Origin of the sequence: Acetobacter ascendens, assembly GCF_001766235.1 — a bacterium.
Lineage (GTDB): Bacteria > Pseudomonadota > Alphaproteobacteria > Acetobacterales > Acetobacteraceae > Acetobacter > Acetobacter ascendens.
Map to the genome: position 1 here is coordinate 2,398,069 of NZ_CP015164.1, position 22,808 is coordinate 2,420,876.

Consider the following 22,808-nt stretch of genomic DNA (forward strand, 5'->3'; position numbering starts at 1 on the left):
CATCAATCACCCGCAAACATTTTTCCGGCATGCTGGAAATGTGTTTCGGCTTCTGGAGTCAGGATCAACACCCTTGGCGCGCATAAGCCCTACGCAATCCGATCAGTATCCCCCATCCTCACACAAAAGCACATTGCGTTTGCGCCTAGAGGAAGGTGGTGGGCTCGCGCTATGCGTTCTGGCCTGCGCTCTATTAGCTGCTCTTGTCAGCTATAATCCCAATGATCCGTCTTTCAACACGGCAACAGGGCAACCACCTACCAACCTGTTAGGCATAAGCGGGGCCTTTTTTGCCGATACGCTACTGCAAGGCGTGGGGCTGGCAGCCATTTTGCCCGCATTAATTCTGATTGCATGGGGCTGGCGGTTTATGAGCCATCGGCTACTGGGCCACGAATCATGGCCTGTATTTGGCATGCGTGTTGTTGCTATTCTGTGCTTATTACCCGTTTCTGGCGCACTGCTGGCTGCTATTCCTCTGCTCTTTACAGCCTTGCCTGCCATTAACTGGCCAACCCAAGCTGGTATTGGCGGGGGCATTGGCCATTCCATCGCTCAAACATCTATTGCTGCTGGCATGGCGGCCATTGGCCCGGCCGGTGGCATGGTGCTGTGGCTACTTGGGCTGCTACTGGCTTTTCTGCTTATGGCTTTGGCCACAGGCCTACGGCGGGAGGAATGGTTTGCCATCTGGCGGGTAACACTGATGTTGCTCCGCTTGCCGGGCAAACTTGGGGTGCGCTTTGTGCGTTACTATGCCAGCCGCAAACCTCAGGCAGATACGTATACTTCTACGGAAACGGCTGATCTTTATAAAACCCGGCCTCAGACGTCCTCACAATCTCTCTTTGCTCATGGTGAACCAGAGGTAGAGGAAGTTACCCACGCAGCACCAACAGCTACACCTTCTGGTACAGCCTTGGTGCTACACAATGAAGAAGACAGCAAAAAACCTGCGTCTTCTTCATTGGAACTAACACATCATACGCCTGATCCCGCGCCCGTAGCTACGCCGGCTCCTGTTGTCACTCAAGCGCCCCCTCCGCCGCCGCCTGCCCCAGAAAAACCGGCCAAATCGGGCATTCTGGGCCGCCTGTTTTCTGGAAGTGCAAATCAGGAAGGTAGCACCGGCCCTACGGTACGTGCTGGTGCCACTGTACGTAAGGGTGGCTGGGAGCTGCCTTCTCTCAGCCTTCTTAAACCGGCTCCGAGCAATACGCGTACAGGCCCTTCCCCAGAAGCGCTAAATGCAACAGCACGCCTTCTGGAACAGGTGCTGGCCGATTATGGTGTGCAGGGTAAAATTGTGGGCATGAGCGCAGGCCCCGTTGTTACCCTCTATGAATTGGAGCCTGCACCGGGCATTCGTTCTGCCCGTATTATTGGCCTTTCAGATGATGTGGCACGCTCTCTTTCTGTGCTGAGTGTGCGTATTGCCACTGTGCCCGGCCGCAACGTGATGGGCATTGAAGTGCCCAACCAAACGCGTGAAACGGTTTACCTTTCCGAACTCCTCAATCAGCCCACATGGCGAGATGATCCGGGCCAGCTTCCTTTGGCTCTGGGTAAAGATATTGCTGGTGAACCGGTATTCAGTGATCTGGCGCGTATGCCGCACTTGCTGGTAGCCGGCACCACGGGTTCGGGTAAATCCGTTGGTGTTAACGCCATGATTCTTTCGCTGCTTTATCGGCTTTCCCCCGATGAGTGCCGCCTGATCATGATTGATCCTAAGGTGCTTGAACTCTCCATCTATGATGGCATTCCGCATCTGCTCACACCGGTGGTGACGGAACCACCAAAAGCCGTAAATGCCCTTAAATGGGTTGTGCGCGAAATGGACCGCCGTTACCGCACCATGGCGCATATGCAGGTGCGTAATATTGCTGGCTATAATGCCCGCGCAGCTGAAGCCCGGGCCGATGGTGAAGTGGTTGTGCGTCGGGTGCAAACTGGTTTTGACCCCGAAACCGGTAATCCGGTTTTTGAGGAACAATCTGTCACGCTAGACCCCATGCCCTATATCGTCGTGATTATTGACGAAATGGCTGACCTGATGATGACGGCAGGGAAAGAAATTGATGCCTGTGTGCAGCGTCTGGCCCAAAAAGCCCGCGCCGCTGGTATTCATGTTATTATGGCCACGCAGCGTCCTTCTGTGGATGTCATTACCGGCACCATTAAAGCCAACTTTCCCACCCGTATTTCCTTTCAGGTTATCAGCAAGTTTGATAGCCGGACCATCTTGGGCGAACAGGGGGCTGAACAGCTTTTGGGCCAAGGTGATATGCTGTTCATGCAAGGGGGCGGCCGCATTACCCGTGTGCACGGCCCATTTGTGGCTGATAGCGAAGTGGAGCAGGTGGTTAACTTCCTGAAAGAACAGGGAGAACCTGTTTACGATGATGACGTGCTGGCAGAACCTGTGGATGAAACAGCATCCTCTAATAGTGGTTCCGGCCGTTCTGGAGGCGGTGATAACGGCGAATCAGAAATGTATGATGAAGCCGTTTCTATTGTGACCAGTGAAGGCAAAGCCTCTACCTCGTTCATTCAGCGTAAGCTTTCCATCGGCTATAACCGCGCCGCCAAACTGATTGAGCAGATGGAAAAAGAAGGCATTATCAGCCGGGCTGACCATGTTGGCCGCCGCAAGGTATTGGTTGGCGCCAATAGGGAGGATTAAACATTTCTTTCTCCCTACCCTCTATCCTTTATCAGGATCATCATCTGGTTATCCTGAACAAGCCTGCTGGTTTGCCTGTTCATGCAGGTCCAGCCGGTGGCCCAAGCGTTGAAGACTGGTTTCCCCTACTTTCTCGCCGCAAAGATGGGCCGTGGCTGGCACATAGACTGGATACAGATACATCGGGCTGCTTGGCCATTGCCTTACGCAAGCAGCCTCTTCTAGCTTTGCAACACGCCTTTGCCACCAAAACAGCACAGAAAACCTACTGGGCGATTGTACAAACCGGCCCACAGGCAAATGCTGGCCGTATAAACCTACCGCTTGAAAAACAGTCCTCTAAAACGGGCTGGCGTATGGTTACATCTCCTTCTGGCGCACCTGCGGCCACAAGATGGAAGGTGCTTGGCCGCAGTAAGGATTTATGCTGGCTGGAGCTTACTCTTGAAACCGGGCGCACACATCAGGCCCGTGTGCATTGTGCCGCCATGAATTGGCCTATTGTGGGTGACCCTCTTTATGGCACTCCGCACCCTCAAGGATTGCACCTTCTAGCCAGAAGTTTGACCCTACCTTTTGCTCTCCCCATTACAGCAATTGCACCACCACGGCCCGGCATGATGCCAGCCTTGCAAGCTTGCGGGTGGATACCTGACGAGGACACCAAACTTTAATCCTCTCATGAGAGCCGGTGTTTATTCCTTCTGCCGCCATGCTTTTACAATTTCCTCATGTAAAAGCTGTCGTTTCTTGCGAATAACTTCTGCATCAAATTTGCGGGCTTGCTGCTGCCCTGCAACAGACATTCGGTTGCGCCTGTCTGGATCATGCATCAGATCACGCAAGATATTTGCCAAAGCAGGAACATCATCCGGGTTAGCATATACCCCGGCATTTCCAACCACTTCTGGCAAACCGCCACGAGGGGAAACAACCACCGATGCCCCCATACCCATGGCCTCCAATGCCACCATACCAAAAGGTTCTGGCCAACGGCTGGGGATAACAACAATGGCCGCTCGCCCCATAGCTTCCAACACGTTATGATGGGGCTGATATCCAACCATTGCCACATGGGCGGCTTGGGCTTGCACACACAACTGCTTTAAAAAAGGCGTTTGCGGAGAATCCGGGCCAAACCTGTCTGCCCCAATAATTTCAGCATGCCATGCAGGAGCAGAAGGCAAGACCTCAGCACAAGCAGCGACAAAGGAATCCACACCTTTATCGGCTACAACACGACCAGCAAACAGCAACAAATTCTCGCGCGTTTGAAGGGCTTCAGGCAGAGCTGAAAAATCCAGACAGTTGGGCAGCACATATACATCTGCTGCGGTTCCTGAACTGTTAAAGCGTTTTTGCACCCATTCAGATACAGCAACCACTGCCACCTTGCGGGCCAGCGTTTCTCGTTCTGCCGCTGTGCGCGCCTTTTTCATGCCGCATGGATCATTATGCAGCACCAAAGAAACAGGAAGATTAGGGAAATGCTTGCGCAGCCCCAGCGCAATATCTGGCCGGTTATGAACCTCAACAAGTTCCGGCTGAAGCTGCCAAATTGTTTTGGCCACCCCAGCTATATATCGGCCTATCCGCCCCAATAGGTACAAAACGGAAGAAACAGGCTGAAAAGCAACACCCTGAAAACTTGGAACAGACAAAGGTGACCCTACAACGGTTTCACCTTCTAACGCTGCGCGATGCACCAGTAACGCAATGGCCCCAGCCTGTTGTGGTGCAAATCTTTCTCGGGGGGGTAAAACTGTTAGAACCCGTAAGGCGCGCGCCATTTTACCCCTCCGGTATCATACGCTCTGTGATGCACACTGCACAACGTCACACCGTATCAGGGGATGGATTCATACATATCCAGTTGCCACTCTACCGGTTCATCTGCGGCCTCTTTATACCATTCCTGCATCAGCGGATGCTGGCGCACGGCATCCATATACGCGCGGGAAACATCAGATAATCCTGTAACACCGTAGGATAGGAACCGGCAGACAATCGGGGCAAACATGGCATCTGCATTCCCAAAAGATGCACCAAACAGATATGGACCATCAGCCCCATAACGGGTTCTGGCATCTGTCCAAATCGCATCAATCCGGGCGATATCCTTCAGCACATCTTCCGTTAGTTCTTCTGCCAGCGGGCGGGCATCTCGCCCCAGATTCATAGGCAGAGCAGAACGCACCCCGCGAAAGCCGGAATGCATTTCTGCTGATATGGAGCGCGCTATCGCACGTTCACTCCGTTTGGATGGCCAAAGAGTCGGTTGATATTCTGCGCAGTATTCCGCGATTGAAAGCGAATCCCACACCACAGCGCCTTCATGCTCCAGATACGGCACGCACCCGTTGGGAGACAGCGTTTTAAGCACTGTGGTTTTGCCACCACCAGCCAATGGCACAACGTCTATATCTATGTTCAGTTGTGCCAGCTTGACCATCAACCAGCCCCGCAAAGACCACGAAGAATACCGCTGTGTACCAATAACAAGCCGACCATCAGCCATCATTCGTGCCCTTTACTCAAAAACTTACGCTGGAACAGTTTCTTCCATACGGCGGATAAACCCACCACCCAAAATGCGCGTGCCCTGATAGAACACACAGGCCTGCCCCGGTGCGGGCATGGCGGGTTCTTCTAGATACACCATGGCACCATTTGGCGTAGGCACCACACGGGCGGCCCGAGGCTCTTCACGCGCACGCATTTGCACACGACAAACCAAGCCTTCTGGTGGCGCATCTACCAACCAGTTCACATCCCGCACAGAAAGCGCTGTGACAAAAGATTTTTCCCGCGGGCCAATAATCACACGCCTGCGGCCCGGTTCTACGCCAACCACCATTTGGCGTTCGCCATTTAAGCGGGCAGCATTCCCCAGCTTTTTGCTTTGCCCCACGGTAAAACGCATAACGCCTTCGTGCTGGCCTACAATCCGCCCCTGCTGATCCACAATTTCACCAGGCCCAGTCATTTCCGGATGCATCTTTTCTACCAGATCCACGTAGGAGCCATCGCTTACAAAGCACAGATCCTGACTGTCTGGTTTGCCTGCAACCACCAGACCAAAGCGCTCGGCTTCTTTTCTAACGGCGGCCTTATCTGGCATATCGCCTAGCGGAAAACGCAAAAACTCAAGCTGATCCCGCGTGGTGGCAAACAGGAACCAGCTCTGATCCCGGTCTTCATCACATGGGCGGTGCAGTTCTGCACCATCTGGCCCTTCCACACGGCGGACGTAATGGCCTGTTGCCATAGCATCTGCGCCAATTTCACGCGCAAGGCCCAGCAAATCTGTAAACTTCACGCCCTGATTACACGCCACACAGGGCACTGGCGTTTCACCCGATGCATAAGCATCTGCAAAACGCTCTATAACGCTATCCTTAAAACGGCGTTCCGCATCAATAACGTAATGCGGAAAGCCCAGAAGGTCCGCCACTGCGCGGGCATCACGAATATCCTGCCCCGCACAGCACGCACCTTTTTTTGCAGCCCCGCGCGAATCGTAAAGCTGCAAGGTAGCACCCACAACTTCATGCCCTTCTTCCAGAAGGCGAGCAGCTACAACAGAGCTATCCACCCCACCAGACATGGCAACAAGTATACGCATGAGCGCTATATCCTTTTAAAAACGGCTTCAGGCCTTGCTAGGCAGGCGTACAACCAAACCATCCAGCGCATCTGTCATGACAATCTGACAGCCCAAACGAGATGTCTTTTCCAGCCCGAAAGCTAGATCCAGCATATCTTCTTCATCATCGGTAGGCGCTGGCAGCTTGGGTGCCCAAGTTGGGTCTACAATCACATGGCATGTTGCGCAGGCCAAAGAACCCTCACATGCGCCTTCAAGGTCAATGCCATGCTTATGGGCAATTTCCAGCACGGAAAGGCCAACCGGCGCATCCACTTTATGTTCTGTTCCGTCCTGTTCAACAAATGTCATCTGGGGCATTGGTTTCCATCCTGCCTAAGGCTGTTTCATAGCGGCATGTGGGGTTATGGCGTTCTGTTGGGCTGCAACTTGGTAACTTACGTTACACTTCGCACCCGCAAGACAGCCTGCGCCAAATTGTCTGCCGCGCGTTCTGCTTCGGCGGCTGAGGTAAAACGTCCGGGAGACAGACGCAAGCTTCTTCCCGCTTCTTCCCTACTCAATCCCATTGCTTCCAACACATAAGATGGGGCCAGTTCTGCCGAAGAACAGGCTGATCCCAAAGAAACAGCAAGATCAGGCATAACAGCCACAACATCCAACGCTGAAACTCCTGCGGGCAAACGCAGATTAAAAATGCCCGGTAAGCGTGATGCCGCGGCTGCGTTAACCTCATACCCCGGCAACACAGCATTCAGCTTGTTTAGAAAAACACGCTGCAACATGGATAAATGTTCAAAGCCGGTATCCAACTCCTGCTTTGCGATCTGGCAGGCCTCCCCAAAGGCAGCCACCAGAAAACCGGGTACGGTGCCTGAGCGCACACCACGTTCCTGCCCTCCGCCAGAAAACAGGGGGGCCAAACGCACCCGTGGCCGACGCCGCACAAACAATGCCCCAGCACCCTTAGGGCCATACAGCTTGTGGCTTGAAACAGAAGCCAGAGCCAAGCCCCATGCGTGTGCATCCACAGGAATCTTTCCAGCCGCCTGCGCCAGATCGGAATGTAATAAAGCGCCTGCTTCATTCACTAAAGCGCTTAAACCGGACATGTCTTGCAGCACACCTGTTTCATTATTGGCCGCCATAATGGAAACAAGAGCTGTGGGCACTTTTAGTGCTTCGTACAACACGGCAGGATCAAGCAAGCCGTTAGCATCCACTGGCAGCACAACAGGTTCAAACCCCTCCTGCGCCAGATCCTGCACGCTTTCCAAAACACATTTATGCTCTGTTGCTACAGTTATAATGCGCTTACGCGGGCTACCCTGTAGGGCCAGATGGCGCACAGCCCCTTTAATTGCCAGATTATTGGCTTCCGTGGCACCCGATGTGAAAATAATTTCCTTGCCATCGGCCCCTATAAGGCTGGCAACCTGGTTACGCGCATGTGCTACTCTGTCTGCTGCACGCATACCCGCTTCGTGCGTTGTGCTGTGCGGATTACCATTTTCATGGTCCAGAACATCTAGCAACACCGCACGCACACGCGGGTCACACGGTGTAGTGGCTGCATGATCAAAGTAAATGGATAAGGCCATGATCGAATTACACCACAGAGTCCACGAGCCCAATAGCCGTCGGGCTTTGCGCCATACGGGTGTAAGAATCTATAAAATGGGCAATATCTTGCTCTGTCACATTCCACGGCAAGGAAACGCGTAAAGCTTGCCCGGCCATATCTCCTGCGCCCATAGCTTCCAGCACGTGTGAAAACGCCACTTTGCCCGAAGAACAGGCCGAGCCAGCCGAAACGCAAATACCGTCCAGATCCAACCGCATAAGCTGTGCCTGTGCGCGCTTACCGGGCAATGCCAGAGAGACAGTGTTGTTCAGACGCGGCACATCTGCCCCAAACACTTTTGCACCTGCGGCTACTGCCGCCTGCTCAATACTATTCCGCAGCAGGGCCAGATCTCGCGGTTGTTCCAGCGCTGCGCCCAAGGCTGCGGCCAATCCTGCAATAGCAGGTAGCGAAGGTGTGCCACCACGACGCCCCTGTTCCTGCCCTCCGCCTTCAAATATTGGCAACAAACGTGCAGGTGCTGGGCCACGCAGCAACAAAGCCCCTGCCCCTTTTGGCCCACCCATTTTGTGGCCTGAGCACGCAAAGCTATCGATTCCACTATTCTCAACAGAGAGTGGCAAACGTCCGGCTGCCTGCACTGCATCGACGTGTAAATGCGCCCCATACTTCCGGCACAGCAAAACCACATCATCAAGTGGATGCAGCACGCCTGTTTCATTATTTGCCAGCATCAAGCACACAAAAGCAGGTGCTTCTTCCTGTGCCAGTGCTTGTTCCAGTTTCTCCAACTGCACCTGGCCATTGGTATCCACATCCAACCATGCCACGTGTGCATCTTCTGGCGCACCTTTGCGCACGGCATCATGTTCTGTGCGACCGATCAGGAACCGGCGCCCTTGGCCGAGTCCCCTCATCGCCAGCACGTTGGCTTCTGTGCCGCCTGATGTGAAAATACAGTTCAGTGGTGCCACATCCAGATAATGTGCAACTGTATTACGGGCTTGTTCCAACAAAGCGCGGGCTTTGCGGCCAGCCCGATGCACGGAAGATGGGTTTCCTGTTAAATCAGCAGCTTCCAGCAAGGCTTCCCGCGCTTGGGGGCGCAACGGCTCTGTTGCATTGGCGTCCAGATAAACCACATCTGAACTACTGTTGTTTCTTTCTATTCTGCTTGTCATGATGCCCCGAATCAGATCGCCTGCCACACAGACATGCCATACCCAAAAGGGCGAAAAACAGCCATTATAACGATTTATGTGGAAATCTTGGCCGCACAGCCGCTATAGAAAGCCGCATGGTCAACACCACGAGGTGCAGCATGCCCCATCACGCTGGGAGAAAAAACTTCCCCCACGCATTACGATCTCCACGGAATCTTGGTGCATGATTATGCCTGTGTCTTCCCCCAGGTCAACGGCAGAAAACATCTTCTGCTATTTTCTCTACACATCAGAGACACCATATACCTGAAAGACCTTTCTTTTCCGTTTTCACCCCACAAACGGAAAAGAAAGGTGTGTTGAACATTTAACTGCGCGGCCTCTGCCCCGCATGGCCTGATTGGAAACGCGGCATCGTTTTTAACCAAGCCTGTTTACAGAACCCGGAAACGTCATGCCCACGGACGTTTTCCATGATCAAGCGGAACCCGAATGCCAGAGGTTATGTTTGCCGGCCCTGATGGTCGTCTTGAAGGGCGCTATCACCATTCAAACGAGCCCAACGCCCCGCTTGCCCTCGTGCTGCACCCTCACCCGTTGCACGGCGGCACTATGAACAACCGCATTACCTATGCGCTGTATCGCACGTTCGAAAAGATGGGCTTTTCCGTCATGCGTTACAATTCGCGCGGGGTTGGCCGTTCTCAGGGGCGGTTTGATGGCGGTATTGGCGAAATTTCAGATGCCGCCGCAGCGTTAGACTGGATGCAGATGGTTAACCCCAATGCCAGTGGTCTGTGGATTGCCGGTTATTCTTTTGGTGCTTTTGTTGGCATGCAGTTGCTGATGCGCCGCCCGGAAATTACCGGTTGGATCAGCATTGCACCACCTGCTGCGCATTATGATTTCGGCTTTTTGGCACCATGCCCCTGCGGCGGCCTGATGATTGCTGGCGGCAAGGATGATATGGCCCCAGAGCCTGCCATTCATAAGCTGGTGGATAAACTGAACACCCAAAAAGGTGTAACGGTTGATTACCGAGTTTTCCCCGAAGCGGATCATATTTTTGCCAAGCAGGTAGATAAGATCACCAACGCGGTGGAAGACCACGTAACCAAGGCCATGGCACACCACAACATGCCTTTGGCGGCAGACTAAAAAGCCGCTTTACTGCTGCCAGCCGTTTCTTATGGGCTGGCAGCAGATGCCATTTCCTTTAAAAAATATCAGTCTTTCCGGCGTGGATGCGCTAGTTCTCGCACTACGCCATGCAGCGTGCGTAGTTCTTGCTCTGTTACCTCACCACGTGTGAAAAAGTGGCGAAGGTTACGCACCATACCGGGCCGTTTCTGCTCATTCCGCAAAAAACCGCAGTCATCCAGCTCACGCTCCAGATGTTGCAGAAAATTCTCCAGCTCCCCTTTGGTGGCCACATGCGTCTCATTCGTCATGAGTTCACGCGGGGGTGTCTGATCCTCTGCCATCCACCATTCATACGCCATGATCATGACGGCCTGCGCCAGATTAAGCGACATGAAAGCCGGATTGAGCGGATAGCGAATAAGCGCATCTGCCCGCGCCATATCTTCATTATCAAGGCCAGCGCGTTCGGGGCCAAACATTAGGCCCACCTTTAACCCGCGCCCTGTTGCCGCGCGTAACTCTGCGGCACCACCTCGGGCTGTTAACACAGGTTTGATGATATGCCGTGGCCGGGGGCATGTTGCATAGACATGATGCAAGTCTGCCACCGCATCATCTACGTTCTCGTGCACCGTTGCGGCTTCCAGAATCCGGTCTGCCCCGGAAGAGGTACGCCATGCGCGCTCTTGCGGCCATCCATCCCGTGGGCTGACAAGCCGCAGATGGAAAAGACCGCCATTGGCCATGGCGCGTGCTGTGGTGCCAATATTTTCCGCCATCTGCGGACGCACCAGAATAACAATAAGCGTATTGCCTATTGGTTCCAAAGGCGCACCCCCATCCCGACCGGTCATGCTCGCCTCCAGCTTGTGCCGTCTTTGGCATCTTCCAGCACAATGCCCTGAGCCTGAAGCTGATCACGCAGCGCATCTGCCTTTGCAAAATCCCGCGCTTTGCGGGCAGCCAGACGTTCGTTAATCAGGGCTTCAATTGCGGCATCTTCATCAGATGCATCACCTTTAAACCACTGCTCTGGGTCTCCCTGCAAAAGCCCCAGTATTCCTGCCCCCGCTTTAAGGGCTCCTGCGGCCTGCCTGTCTCCTGCAAGTGCCTGCGCGGCAAGAGCGTGCAGTTCTGCAATGGCTTTAGGTGTGTTCAGATCATCCGCCAGAGCCTGCAAAACGCCCTCCGGCACATCTGTTTCTGGCACAGGCCCCGCAGCGAGCGCGCGGTAGAACCGATCCAGCGTTTTGCGTGCCTCCTGCAAACCGGCCTGCGTATAATTTAGTGTAGAGCGATAATGCGCCCCCAACAGCAGCAACCGTAGAGCTTCTGCCGGAGCCTGCGCCAGCACATCCCGAATGGTAAGAAAATTGCCCAAAGACTTGGACATTTTCTCACCCTCAACCAGCAGCATGGCATTATGCACCCAGTAATTGGCAAACTTGCCATGTGGGAAGCAGCACAGGCTCTGGGCGCGTTCGTTTTCATGATGTGGGAACAACAGGTCTGATCCGCCACCATGAATATCAAAGCTATCTCCCAGATACCGGTGAGACATAGCTGAACATTCAATATGCCAGCCCGGCCGCCCACGGCCCCAAGGGCTATCCCACCCCGGCTGGTCTGCATCCGATGGTTTCCACAGCACAAAATCGCCCGGTGCTTTTTTGTAAGGGGCAACCTCTACACGTGCGCCGGCTTCAAGCTCTTCCGGGTTTCGGCCTGAAAGTGCGCCATAGGACGGGAATGAACCAACGGAAAACAGTACATGGCCTTCGGCTTCATACGCGTGACCATTTTTAATGAGCCGCGCGATCATGGCCTGCATTTCACCAATATTATGTGTGGCCCGTGGCTCTATATCCGGCGGCAGCACATTCATGGATGCCAGATCCTGATGGAACTCTTCCGTTGTACGTTGGGTGAGAGAACCAATATCCTCCCCATTCGCGCGGGCTCGTGCGGTAATTTTGTCATCAACATCCGTGATGTTCCGCACAAATGTCACGCGCGGATAAACATGCCGCAGCAAGCGCACCAGCACATCTGCCGTAAGCATGGCCCGCAAATTACCAATATGGGCCAAGTCATACACTGTTGGTCCACAGTAATAGACTTTTACGTGTGCCGGATCGATTGGCGTAAACGGCACCGTGGCACGACTTTGGCTATCGTGCAGGGATAGAACTGGGTGAGGAGGAAGATGAGAGTGCGGCATGCAGCCTAGATGCGCCAGCAGCGGTTTGGATGCAATATCCTGCTGCCCCAAAAAAACCTTTCATCAACACAAAAACAAGTCTTGACGAGTGGGGGTGGTTTCAGCTTAATTCTGCCCCTGCGAAATACGCATCAGTGCCCTTATAGCTCAGTGGTAGAGCAACCGCCTTGTAAGCGGTAGGTCGTGGGTTCAAATCCTACTGGGGGCACCACTTTTTCCCATTAAAAATTTGGCGATAAATGGCCGGCAGCCGGTTTTACGCAGCCACCCATCCCTCTTGCTTGAGCGCAACGCCAGCCAGATACAAGCTGCCACAAATCAGCACTCTTGCATGCTGTTGTGGGTTTTGAGCCACTAGCGCATCAAGCGCTTCAACCAGCGTTGGCCCTACCTGAGCCTTTCCGCCAGAAGTCTCCACAATAGCTTCTACCGGCAATGCCAAATGCTGCTGAGGCTCGCAAATGGCCCACACGCTAGACGCAAAGGGCAGCACCGGATTTAAAAAGCCCGTGGCATCCTTGGTCTGCTTCATCCCTACCAGCACATGCAGGGGCTGATCTTTCCAGTGTACCAGTTCCTGCGCCAATGCATTGCCTGCACCGGGGTTATGGCCACCATCCAGCCAGAGTTCCCAGCCTTTAGGTAGATGAGATGCCAATTTACCGTGGAGTTGCTGCATACGCGCAGGCCAATTCACACGGCCAATGCCATGCCATGCCTGTTCCGGCACATGCAAACCAGAAACACGCAACGCTTCTACGGCAAGACCTACATTTTCAACCTGCCACGCCCCAACCAATGCTGGCTGCGGCAATGCGAGTTCTCCGGCCTTATCTGTAAACGTCAGCCCAGTCGTGTCCGACTCCGCATCATTCTGCGGATAAATCGACCATTCAGCCCCACGCCGATACAGTGGTGCACCCACCTTATCAGCCTGTGCTTGCAAAACTTTTATAACCGCTTCTGGCTGATTACCTGTTACGGCCGGCACGCCCGGCTTGAAAATACCGGCTTTTTCTGCGGCAATAGCTTCCAGCGTGTCGCCCAGAAACGCCTCGTGATCACGCGAGACGGAGGTGACAATACAGGCCGCAGGCTTACGCAGCACATTGGTGGCATCACACCGGCCACCCAGCCCTACTTCGATAATAGCCAGATCTGCCGGGTGGCGGGAAAAAAGCAGAAAACCAGCGGCTGTCAGAACTTCAAATACGGTAATGGGCGCACCATCATTCACCCGCTCGATTTCTTCAAGCGTGGCAACCAATTCCGATTCGCTAACCAGTTTACCAGCGATCCGAAACCGCTCTGTAACATCCACCAAATGAGGGGATGTCATGACATGCACGCGCCAGCCAGCGGCCTCACCAATGGCGCGTAGAGTCGCGCATGTGCTGCCCTTCCCGTTTGTGCCTGCAACATGGATAACCGGAGGCAGCTTTTCTTCCGGATGCCCCAGCTTTGCCAGCAGCGCTTCCAGCCGCCCCAAGGAAAGATCAATCAGTGCTGGATACAGGTTATTCAGCCGTTCCAGCACCGCGCCTGTCCGGCCCGTAAATTCTGCTGTCGGGCTAGAAGCTGCTGCTTTTGTCATGGAAAGATTACTCTGCAGCGGCGGGAGCCGGTGCCTGCGGGCGCGGCGGTGGTGCTTTTACATCTGCTGGTGCATGCATCAGCAGCCCGATCACGCGGGCCAATGTTGCGGGCACATCCTTACGCTGTACCACCATATCCAACATGCCATGATCCAGCAGGTATTCGGACCGCTGGAAGCCTTCTGGCAGCTTTTCGCGCACCGTATCCTGAATAACGCGCGGGCCAGCAAAACCGATCAACGCATTGGGTTCAGCCATCTGCACATCACCCAACATGGCAAAGGAGGCCGTAACCCCACCTGTAGTCGGGTTGGTAAGCACCACAATATAAGGCAGCCCGGCTTCTTTAAGCATCTCAACAGCTAAAGTAGTACGAGGCATCTGCATCAGACTGATAACGCCTTCCTGCATCCGCGCGCCACCAGAAGCGGTGAAGATAACCAGAGGAGCTTTTTGGAGAATGGCCAGACGTGCAGCAGCCACAAAGCGTTCACCAAAAGCAGCCCCCATGGTGCCTGCCATGAATTCAAACGCCATTACGCCCACGACAGCCTGATGGCCACCAATGGTGCCGTGAGCCACAACCAGCGATTCGTCCAGATGGCTTTTTGCACGCGCATCCTTAAGGCGATCTGTATATTTTTTCTGATCACGGAACCCGAGCGGATCAACCGGAGCAGATGGCAGCTCAATACGGGTGAAGTCCCCGTTATCAAACGTCCATTTCAGACGGTCCATAACTGGTGCACGCATGTGGTGCCCACAATGAGGGCACACATTCAATGCCTTGTGCAGCTCTTTGGTCAGAATCATCTGGCTGCATGAGTCACAGGTCGTCCACAGATTATCCGGCACATCCCGACGCAGCAGGCCGCGAATTTTGGGACGAACATATTCGGTGATCCAGCTCATTTTGAACCCTGTGACTGCACAATACAAATTGCAGGGACAAATATATGGCCCAGCACGCGTTGCATTACGCTGGCTGAACCTATCTGCCAAGTTTTATGAGAACCTACAGGCCAGATGCCCCTGCGGAAAATAAGCCTGAAGCTTGCGGTTTACCTTAAGCCTCAGGCCACATTGAAGCTCTGCTTACAGAGCGCTTTCAACCCATGCCTTCAACTGGCTTTTGGGCAGGGCGCCCACTTTTTTATCTACAACTTTACCATCACGCACCAGCATAAGAGTAGGAATGCTGCGCACCTGATACGCATTAGGTGTTTCGGGATTATCGTCAATATTCACTTTGGCAACGGTCACCTTACCGGCAAACTCTTTGCCAATTTCTTCCAGTGCTGGACCAATCATCTTGCAGGGGCCGCACCATTCTGCCCAGAAATCTACCAGCACAAGGCCAGACGCCTTGAGAACATCTTTATCAAAGCTGGAATCGCTGACAGCAAGCGTGTGTTCACTCATTTTCTGGTTCCTTAAACTCTCCGGCACGCGCCTGCATGCCATGAACTGCCTTTACCAATGCAGGGTAACTAGCTGAAACGGCTTTCTACCCAACTCTTCCTAACACTTAAGGTTGCGCTTGCTGCGGTCAAGATACAGCTGCAGGCAAAATGCCGGGGGCGTACTTATCCAGCAATGCATCTGGCAAAACATCCGCACGTGGCATTTCTGTCCAAACCAAAACACACACCACAGGCCGATCGGGCCATATGCCTTGCAGAAGGGCACGATAAGCCGCCATCTGCCGGAGATATAGAACGGGTGTATCTTGCACCTTACTGGGTGCATGGCGGCCGGTTTTAAAATCACACACCAGCACTTTGTCTGGCAGTATACGCAAACGGTCAACCTGCCCCACAATAACCTGCCCGCCTGCCACACCGGCCAAGCGCTGTTCCGCCCGTGCAGCAGGGTCAAACAAATCTACCAGTTCTGGTAGGCTCAAAACCGCAATAACCTGCTGTGCAAGCTCGGTAGCTTCATGCGATGACAAACCACTTGCTGGTCGTGCCAACCATTGATGCGCCATGGCGGGTTGCTGTTCTACGGGGCAAGCCGGCAAAAACTGCAACAAAGAGTGTACCAGATTACCACGCCGAAAAGCTGCCTCACGCGCTTTGGCTGGTGTTACAGCAGCAATATCTAGCGGTGAACGAACAGGTGGTAGCGGCCCCAGCATGGCATCATCTGGTTTACTTGGGGCCAACGGGCGCGCTAGCGGGCTTTCAGCTTCTGGCAAAGTAGGTTTCCACAACGGAGCCGTTCCCATCCATTGCGGCAGCAAGGCTGTGTCCGCGCTCTTCTCAACATCTGAAGTCGGGACAGATTTTTTGGGATTAGCTTCTTCCTGCGGCGTTTCTTCTAGTAGCAACATAGAACCAGACCATCCACCTTCCTGAAAGTCTACTTCTGTTGCACCTGCTTTTTCAAAACCAATCCGGCATCTTTCATACCAACTTTCTGCTGGCACATTGCGTCCTGGCTTCCAGCCACAAACAACCAGTCGATCCGCTGCACGTGTAAGCGCTACGTAAAGCAGCCGATTATATTCCTCCACCACACGACCACGCATCACGTCTTTTAAACCACGCGTTAAGCCAACAGACAAAGCATTACGTGGCACATACAAAGGCACGTCTATATTTTGTTTTTTATCATGCGCCCAAAATAACCTATCCTCAAAACGAGGAAGACCAACTGTATCTGGCAAAATTACCAGACGAGCCTGTAACCCTTTAGAACCATGAACTGTCATGATTCTTACAGAATTTCCGCCAGCTTCAGCTTCTCGCTTCACGGTTTCTTCGGAATGACGCATCCAATGCAGAAAACCCTGCAAAGAAGGCGGATGCTGATCCTGATACCTTATTGCTGCAGAAAGAAGTTCATCAATTGGCTCTGCTGCTTCTGGCCCCAATCGTGCAAGAAACCGTGCACGAGCCCCACCCGGCCCTAATGCAGCAGAAAGAAACTCATACGGTGTTAAATAATCTACCTGCCTGAACAAACCATTCAGAAAATTCCAAGCCAGCTTCCAATCTGGCTGCTCAGCATGACGCTCACGGAGTGCTGACCATAATAGTTCTCCTTTTTCACGCCCTGTAGCCAAAGCCATCAAGCTATTATCCGACACACCACCTAGCGGAGATGTAAGCACACAAGCTAATGTTAAATCATCTTGTGGCAACAGGAGTGCTGCACACAAAGAAAGCATATCCTGTACAGCAAGATGCTCGGCCAACCCTGTACGCACAAGCGTAACCACAGGAATGTTATGGCCTTTCAACGCACGCACAAGCATCCCCACAAAGGGTGAGCGACGTGGCACAAGAACCAAAACATCACCGGCCGTTAAAGAATTTTTCCCATGAAAATGTTTTTTGTTTAACTGTCTAGAGATATATCCTGCCACAGCATCTGCCAACTTTTGGCGTGGGCTCTGTCGTGTCGCATTATCTTGGGCTGGCGCCCACGGGCTAATATCATCTTCTTCATCTTCAGACTCAACCAATGGCCATAGTTCCACACGCCCACCTTCACCAGGACGCGCGGTAATATGCTCCATGATCTGCCCGGGTTCTTCGACAACCCCTTTAGCTGCATCAGATTCTGAAAAAACAGCATCAACCAGTTTAAGGATTGGCGCGGTTGATCTAAAAGAAACTGTTAGTTCAGGTTCACGCCACAATAAATGAGCATCCTGAACACGCGCTTTGAACCTTTGACGCCACTCTCGGAAAGAATCAGGGTCTGCGCCCTGAAATCCATAAATGGACTGCTTATAATCCCCTACGGCAAAAATAGTCCTGGGCGGCGCATCTTCACTCCGCCCACCAAGGCCTGCAAAAAATTCTTCTGTAAGATCACCGGCAATACGCCATTGTTCAGGAGAGGTATCTTGCACCTCATCCAGCAACAAATGGTCTATGCCTCCATCTAACTTATACATTACCCAGGCAGCTCCGGGCTCTCGCAAAAGCCCTAATGCACGCTGGATAAGATCATCATATTCAATTTGGCCATGCCGTGCTTTTTGCGTTGTATAGAGGCTAGAAACAGCCGCTGCCATTTTAAGCAATGCACTTCCCATTTCAGCCAGTTTTCGAGCGCGCTGCTGTTCCTCCACCTTGGAAATACGTTCAGCCTCTTTCTGAATATAAATTGAAATATCAGAATATTTTTCAGAAAGTTTTTTAGAAATCAAGCCAACAGATCGTAGTTTTCCCTCTTTTGTAAGAAAACCATTTCTCCACACAGACCATTGAGCCGCACGTTCTGATACAGGCAAGGTAAGCCAATCCAAAAGAGAAAAAGCATTCCTTTTAATTGCCTCGGCCCCCTCCTTAGAAAGAAGCTGAAACCCTTCTCTTAAATTCTGTTCTTCTGGAAAATTAGAACATGATTTTTCAAGAAATTCAGCAGTGCTTCCATGTAATATATCGGGCGACAACCCTAGTATCTGGCATAATACAGTCTCAGCTTTATGGGAGTCTTCCACAACGAGTTTTAACAAAGAAGATGATCTCTCATCTTTTCTCAAAACTCCTAAAATAAAAATAAAATCTCCCAATGAAATCTGACCAGCCAGTGGGGAAATAACACCTTCTTTTTGCTGCCCTAAAATAGCTTCTACACACGCCTGCAAAGCCAAGGAGGCATCTGTTTCTTCCATAACCGTAAAGTGCGGGTTCATGGAAGCTTCCAGCGGAAAACGCCGCAACAGAGATTGGCAAAACGCATGGATTGTTCCAATACGCATGCCTCCTGGAAGATCAAGAACTTCTGCAAACAATGCCCGTGCACGCCGCCGTGTTTCATCTGTGCACGGAACATACAACCCTGCTAACTCTTTATCTAACTCCTCATCTGGTAATGTGACCCAACGACCAAGACGCTTTTGCAGACGAATAGACATTTCCGCCGCGGCTGCCTTGGTAAAAGTCAGACACAAAATACGGGCAGGTGAACTTCCGGGCTGGATAGAACCATCTTCTGCCAAGCGCGGCAACATCAAGCGCAAAAGGCGATCAATAAGCAGTTTGGTTTTACCGCTTCCCGCAGAAGCTGAAACAAAAACCGAAGCTGAAGGATCCGATGCCAGAGCCTGCTGCGCATTGGCCTGAGAAATGGCTTTTTGTAAAGCTTTCTGTGCAGATATGCTCATTCGTCATTCTCCTTACGGGCCGAGTTCCACTCGGGCACACGCGCCAGACGTGCATAATCGGCAAATCGTGGTTCTCTACCCGGATGAGGATGAGAAAGATAAGGCTGATCTGGTTGATCGTATGCAGCTATCCGCAATAGCAAATTTTCCCAAGTTTGTTCGGCCAGGTCTGTAAGGCTGAGCGCTTCACGGGTCTTCACAACCACCTCTTCTCCCGGCTCTGCACCTCCAGTTAGACGCCAATAAATAAGATTCGATATTTCTCTTGAATGTTCAGGAACTTCCTTAAAACCACCCCGTATAATCATAGCCGCTTCAAGCGGTAGCTGCGGGCTCCAACCCGCCAAAACATCTTTGGCAGATGGTAAGGTGCCTGTTTTATAATCCTGCACAATCACGTGCCCATCAGTATTTAATTCTATACGATCTGCTCGACCAACAATGTCAAACTTGCCGCCTGGGGCGTCCATAATGCTCACACGGCCACGAATTTCTGTAAGAATAGCGCGCGGCACACCGTGTTCATTGCGCCGCTTTTCTTCAGCCTGCACTACCCATTGGGCAATACGCGTTAACCTAGGAGCCCACCATGCACGCAGTGCTGGGCGCAAAACATGCTCCTGTAAACTTGCAGAAAATAAATCACATAATTTCTTTTCTGCATTCTCAGGCCATGCCACACCATAAGCCTTCACCCAACGCTCTAATGCTTTATGCACAATCATACCGTAATCGGATGCATCTGCTGCTTCTTCCAATTCAGGCAAAACTTCAATTCGCAAAACGTGTTTTGCGTAAATAGCGTATGGATCTCTTATCCAAGTCTCTATTTCTGTCACACTCAAACGACGTGGCCGCAGCGCAACAGGTGGCATGGGCTGCGGCGGTACAACAGGTGTTGCAGGCCCTAATGGCTGATCTAACTTATTCAACCAAAACAAGGCAGGATGATTAGGAATATGCCCGTTACGTCCTGCCAAAAAAGCATCTAGCCGCGTAAGCCATCTGGCCGGCACAACTGGCGCTCCCTCTCGTCGCCGTGCGCTGGAAAGAATAACTGTACCTGCGGCAGCCGCACTGGCAAAAAAATCATGCGCTGCCTGCCCGACTGCTTGCTCTGGAGATGGCAACCCCATTCTTTGTCGCATAGGGCGGCTCATCCACGGGCCAGCATCCACTACGGGCGGCCAGACACCTTCGGAAAGGCCGCCTAAGATAACTGTTTCTGCTGTTTGCAGGCGCGATTCAAACAATCCCCAGATGAGAACACGTGGATGTAAAGATTTGGGGTCCCCCCCCCGGCGCATAGCAACGCGTTCAGGAGCCAGAACCGCTGTTAGTAAGCCATCTAAAACAACAGGAGGTTGAGGTGGCAAAACGTCTGATGCCAACATTAATTCTGTCAACTGGCTGGCAAGCATATTGCCTTCCTCACCACGCCACAAACGTTCTGATGCACTTTCTTCATCAGTGGCGACCAAACGCTCTACTGTGGCAATTAATGCTGCCAACAAATCTGGCACAGGCGCACAATGCTGCTCTAAACCTTGTGCTGTCTGCATACTTGCTTCTGCAGCATCAAGCTCCCACCCAAGAATTGGCTCCAGACAAAATGCCAGACGTTCCATAAAAACAGATAATGCAACCGGACCAAAAGGCCGATCAGCCGTAACGCCCCCTTCTAGCTTGGCTTTTGCTCTTTCATTTGGGTTTTCTAAAGCATTATCCACCACTTGGCATAAAGCGGCAAAACCAGGTGGAGGTGCTGGACCTCGTAATATAGCACGTTCTAAAAGTCGTGCTGTTGCACGGCAAACACCTGTTGCAAAACCACATGCAACCAAAGGATGTTTTAAAACACTTAAAAGAGAAACTGGCGAAAACCTACTATCCACCATTTGCGCGACAAGGCGCAACAGAACAGCCGCAGGTGTATCCACCAAGGATGAACCTGCACTATCATCCGCCAGCACGCCCCATCGCGCCAGTTCTGTGGCCACACGTGCAGCCAATACACGATCAGGTGTGACAAGGGCGACACGATGCGCTGGCTTTTCAATAGCCTCACGCATGATCATACTAATTGCAACAGCTTCTTCCTGTTGATCTGCTGTATCTAGCCTGTAAACATTTTCTAACTCTGCACCACCCGGATGAGACCAATCATCCAAAGCTTCTGCTGGAAGAAGAATGCGTGAAAGGATAGCTGCCCGCTCAGCGCCTTTCCCTGCACTTTCCCAAACTTCAACTGTATTTCGTGTGATTTCTAAATTTTTTAGTAAAGCGCTTAACCCAGCCTGAGGATGACTATCTGGCAAGGAAAGAAAGGTTTCTTCTGCCATCATCATATCCAAGCCAGGCAATATAACCTTGCCAGCAGGACATTCCAGAACAGCTTGCAACACTTTTACTGTAGGCTGCATAACATGCGTAAACCCTGCGGCCCATATAGGTGTATTATCACCTTGTTGCGCAAATTTATGCCATAAATCAGCCTGTGCTTCCAGCAAAGCCACTTGTCTGGCCACAGGGTTCATTACCCCGTTTTCCTTTAGCCATTCAGGCCATGCCTGTGTCACAATTTCTAGAAATCTTAAAATAATTTGCCAATGTTCTGCAAAATTTTCCTGTACAGCTTCTGGCAATCGCTCTGCTAGATTGACCCCAGACCACTCAGCTTCATCCATTAAATCCGCCAGAGCTTTTGCCAGAGACCATGCCTGATCTAACGTTGGGCGGGTGCCAAATGCTTTATCTGCCTGCAAAACCAGCCGAGCCAACACAGCCAGCCTTGTCATGCCTGCAACAGCAGGAGGCAAGTCCAATGCCAGTTCACTGCCTATACCAGCAGATAATCCTAGTTCTGCTTCATCCAGAGTACCGATAGGTACAATGCGTGGCAGCAATACGCTCTGCCCATCCATATGGCGCAAAAAGGCTTCTGTTAATGCACGCGCAGCACGCCTGCCGGGCAGTACAATAATACCCTCACCTATGACTTCTACATCATGATTTGCGGCTTGAATCCAACGTAAAGCAAGTTGATCAAGAAAAGGAAGATGTGCAGGGATTGTTGTAAGTTTCATATGCCAGCCCCACAGCCAGCCAGATCCACCTTTTGCAATCTTTCTTCCCATCCTGATAATCTAGCTTGGCGTTGCCCATCAGCCAGAACATGTATTTCAAGATTCAAGGCATCTTCAGGCAACAAGTCTTCTAGTTTTTGTGGCCATTCAACAAGCACCACACCTTCTCGTGCTTCATCCCACCCAAGCTCTTCAAGTTCGTCTGGGCCACCCAATCGCCATAGGTCAAAATGAGACACAACGCATAAAGGGGATTCGTAAGATTGCACTAAGGTATAGGTAGGGCTTGGCACCTCCAGATTAGGCACTTGGCAAAATGCTCGCAAAAAAGCACGTGCAAAAAGGCTTTTCCCGGCCCCAAGCGGACCTGAAAGCAAAATAGCATCTCCTGCTTGCGCATATTCTGCCAGCTTTGTGGCCAGCTTTATTGTCGCACCTTCATTTTGCAGAATTATATCTCTGGCCATCTTAACCTTTTCCATTCATTGCCTAGCCATTTGCCACAAATCACAAAAATGAGAGGTTTTTTGTTACATTAGCTCCGATATCACAAAGAAGTGTACCACATACTAAACAAACAAATATTTCCTACATCCA

General features: G+C 52.1%; 17 protein-coding genes and 1 tRNA gene. 4 read left to right on the forward strand and 14 right to left on the reverse strand.

Annotated features, from left to right (window positions below; genetic code table 11):
* The first annotated feature begins 40 nt into the window (after positions 1 to 40).
* Both A4S02_RS11785 and A4S02_RS11790 read left to right on the forward strand, forming a co-directional pair.
* Positions 41 to 2,686 carry an FtsK/SpoIIIE family DNA translocase gene (locus tag A4S02_RS11785; protein ID WP_208858887.1) on the forward strand — a complete coding sequence of 882 codons (2,646 nt, stop codon included), beginning with the start codon at positions 41 to 43 and terminating at the stop codon, positions 2,684 to 2,686.
* 71 nt (positions 2,687 to 2,757) lie between these two features.
* Entirely contained in the window at positions 2,758 to 3,360 is a 603-nt protein-coding gene (locus tag A4S02_RS11790) for an RluA family pseudouridine synthase (protein ID WP_249023656.1), read from the forward strand.
* A gap of 21 nt (positions 3,361 to 3,381) precedes the next feature.
* Here the strand turns inward: A4S02_RS11790 and A4S02_RS11795 are convergent, their stop codons facing one another.
* The 6 genes from A4S02_RS11795 to A4S02_RS11820 form a co-directional block, all read right to left on the reverse strand.
* Positions 3,382 to 4,476: a glycosyltransferase family 4 protein gene (locus A4S02_RS11795; protein ID WP_070323886.1), complete on the reverse strand. Its 1,095-nt coding sequence runs from the start codon at positions 4,474 to 4,476 to the stop codon at positions 3,382 to 3,384.
* A gap of 56 nt (positions 4,477 to 4,532) precedes the next feature.
* Positions 4,533 to 5,204 carry a glutathione S-transferase gene (locus A4S02_RS11800; protein WP_070323887.1) on the reverse strand — a complete coding sequence of 224 codons (672 nt, stop codon included), beginning with the start codon at positions 5,202 to 5,204 and terminating at the stop codon, positions 4,533 to 4,535.
* Positions 5,205 to 5,228: 24 nt separating this feature from the next.
* Positions 5,229 to 6,311 (reverse strand): tRNA 2-thiouridine(34) synthase MnmA, encoded by a 1,083-nt coding sequence (mnmA, locus tag A4S02_RS11805; RefSeq protein ID WP_070323888.1) that lies wholly within the window; start codon positions 6,309 to 6,311, stop codon positions 5,229 to 5,231.
* 27 nt (positions 6,312 to 6,338) lie between these two features.
* A complete protein-coding gene (locus A4S02_RS11810) occupies positions 6,339 to 6,653 on the reverse strand; it encodes a ferredoxin family 2Fe-2S iron-sulfur cluster binding protein (RefSeq protein WP_070323889.1) in 315 nt (104 codons plus the stop codon).
* Positions 6,654 to 6,730: 77 nt separating this feature from the next.
* Positions 6,731 to 7,894: a cysteine desulfurase family protein gene (locus tag A4S02_RS11815; protein WP_070323890.1), complete on the reverse strand. Its 1,164-nt coding sequence runs from the start codon at positions 7,892 to 7,894 to the stop codon at positions 6,731 to 6,733.
* A 7-nt stretch (positions 7,895 to 7,901) separates the two neighbouring features.
* Entirely contained in the window at positions 7,902 to 9,086 is a 1,185-nt protein-coding gene (locus tag A4S02_RS11820; RefSeq protein WP_082246830.1) for a cysteine desulfurase family protein, read from the reverse strand.
* A 447-nt stretch (positions 9,087 to 9,533) separates the two neighbouring features.
* Here A4S02_RS11820 and A4S02_RS11825 point away from each other — a divergent pair, with 447 nt between their 5' ends.
* A complete protein-coding gene (locus tag A4S02_RS11825) occupies positions 9,534 to 10,199 on the forward strand; it encodes an alpha/beta hydrolase (RefSeq protein ID WP_003623374.1) in 666 nt (221 codons plus the stop codon).
* A gap of 68 nt (positions 10,200 to 10,267) precedes the next feature.
* Here the strand turns inward: A4S02_RS11825 and A4S02_RS11830 are convergent, their stop codons facing one another.
* Both A4S02_RS11830 and cysS read right to left on the reverse strand, forming a co-directional pair.
* A complete protein-coding gene (locus A4S02_RS11830; RefSeq protein WP_070323892.1) occupies positions 10,268 to 11,038 on the reverse strand; it encodes an RNA methyltransferase in 771 nt (256 codons plus the stop codon).
* Positions 11,035 to 12,405: a cysteine--tRNA ligase gene (cysS, locus tag A4S02_RS11835; protein ID WP_070324263.1), complete on the reverse strand. Its 1,371-nt coding sequence runs from the start codon at positions 12,403 to 12,405 to the stop codon at positions 11,035 to 11,037. The genes A4S02_RS11830 and cysS overlap by 4 nt, the downstream gene beginning before the upstream one ends.
* A 136-nt stretch (positions 12,406 to 12,541) precedes the next feature.
* Between cysS and A4S02_RS11840 the strand changes: the two genes are divergently transcribed.
* A tRNA-Thr gene (locus A4S02_RS11840) sits at positions 12,542 to 12,616 on the forward strand.
* A 45-nt stretch (positions 12,617 to 12,661) separates the two neighbouring features.
* Here A4S02_RS11840 and A4S02_RS11845 read toward each other — a convergent pair.
* The 6 genes from A4S02_RS11845 to tsaE form a co-directional block, all read right to left on the reverse strand.
* On the reverse strand, positions 12,662 to 13,999 hold the full coding sequence (locus A4S02_RS11845) for a bifunctional folylpolyglutamate synthase/dihydrofolate synthase (RefSeq protein ID WP_070323893.1): 1,338 nt from the start codon (positions 13,997 to 13,999) through the stop codon (positions 12,662 to 12,664).
* 7 nt (positions 14,000 to 14,006) lie between these two features.
* Positions 14,007 to 14,912, reverse strand: coding sequence for an acetyl-CoA carboxylase, carboxyltransferase subunit beta (gene accD, locus A4S02_RS11850; protein ID WP_070323894.1), 906 nt, complete (start codon positions 14,910 to 14,912; stop codon positions 14,007 to 14,009).
* A 183-nt stretch (positions 14,913 to 15,095) separates the two neighbouring features.
* Positions 15,096 to 15,422 (reverse strand): thioredoxin TrxA, encoded by a 327-nt coding sequence (gene trxA / locus A4S02_RS11855; protein WP_019089112.1) that lies wholly within the window; start codon positions 15,420 to 15,422, stop codon positions 15,096 to 15,098.
* A 127-nt stretch (positions 15,423 to 15,549) separates the two neighbouring features.
* Complete coding sequence (gene addA, locus A4S02_RS11860) at positions 15,550 to 19,125, reverse strand: double-strand break repair helicase AddA (protein ID WP_070323895.1); 3,576 nt, start codon at positions 19,123 to 19,125, stop codon at positions 15,550 to 15,552.
* A complete protein-coding gene (gene addB / locus A4S02_RS11865; protein WP_070323896.1) occupies positions 19,122 to 22,211 on the reverse strand; it encodes a double-strand break repair protein AddB in 3,090 nt (1,029 codons plus the stop codon). Before addB ends, addA begins: the two co-directional genes overlap by 4 nt.
* Positions 22,208 to 22,678, reverse strand: a complete 471-nt coding sequence (gene tsaE / locus A4S02_RS11870; RefSeq protein ID WP_070324264.1) for a tRNA (adenosine(37)-N6)-threonylcarbamoyltransferase complex ATPase subunit type 1 TsaE — start codon at positions 22,676 to 22,678, stop codon at positions 22,208 to 22,210. Before tsaE ends, addB begins: the two co-directional genes overlap by 4 nt.
* Positions 22,679 to 22,808: the final 130 nt, after the last annotated feature.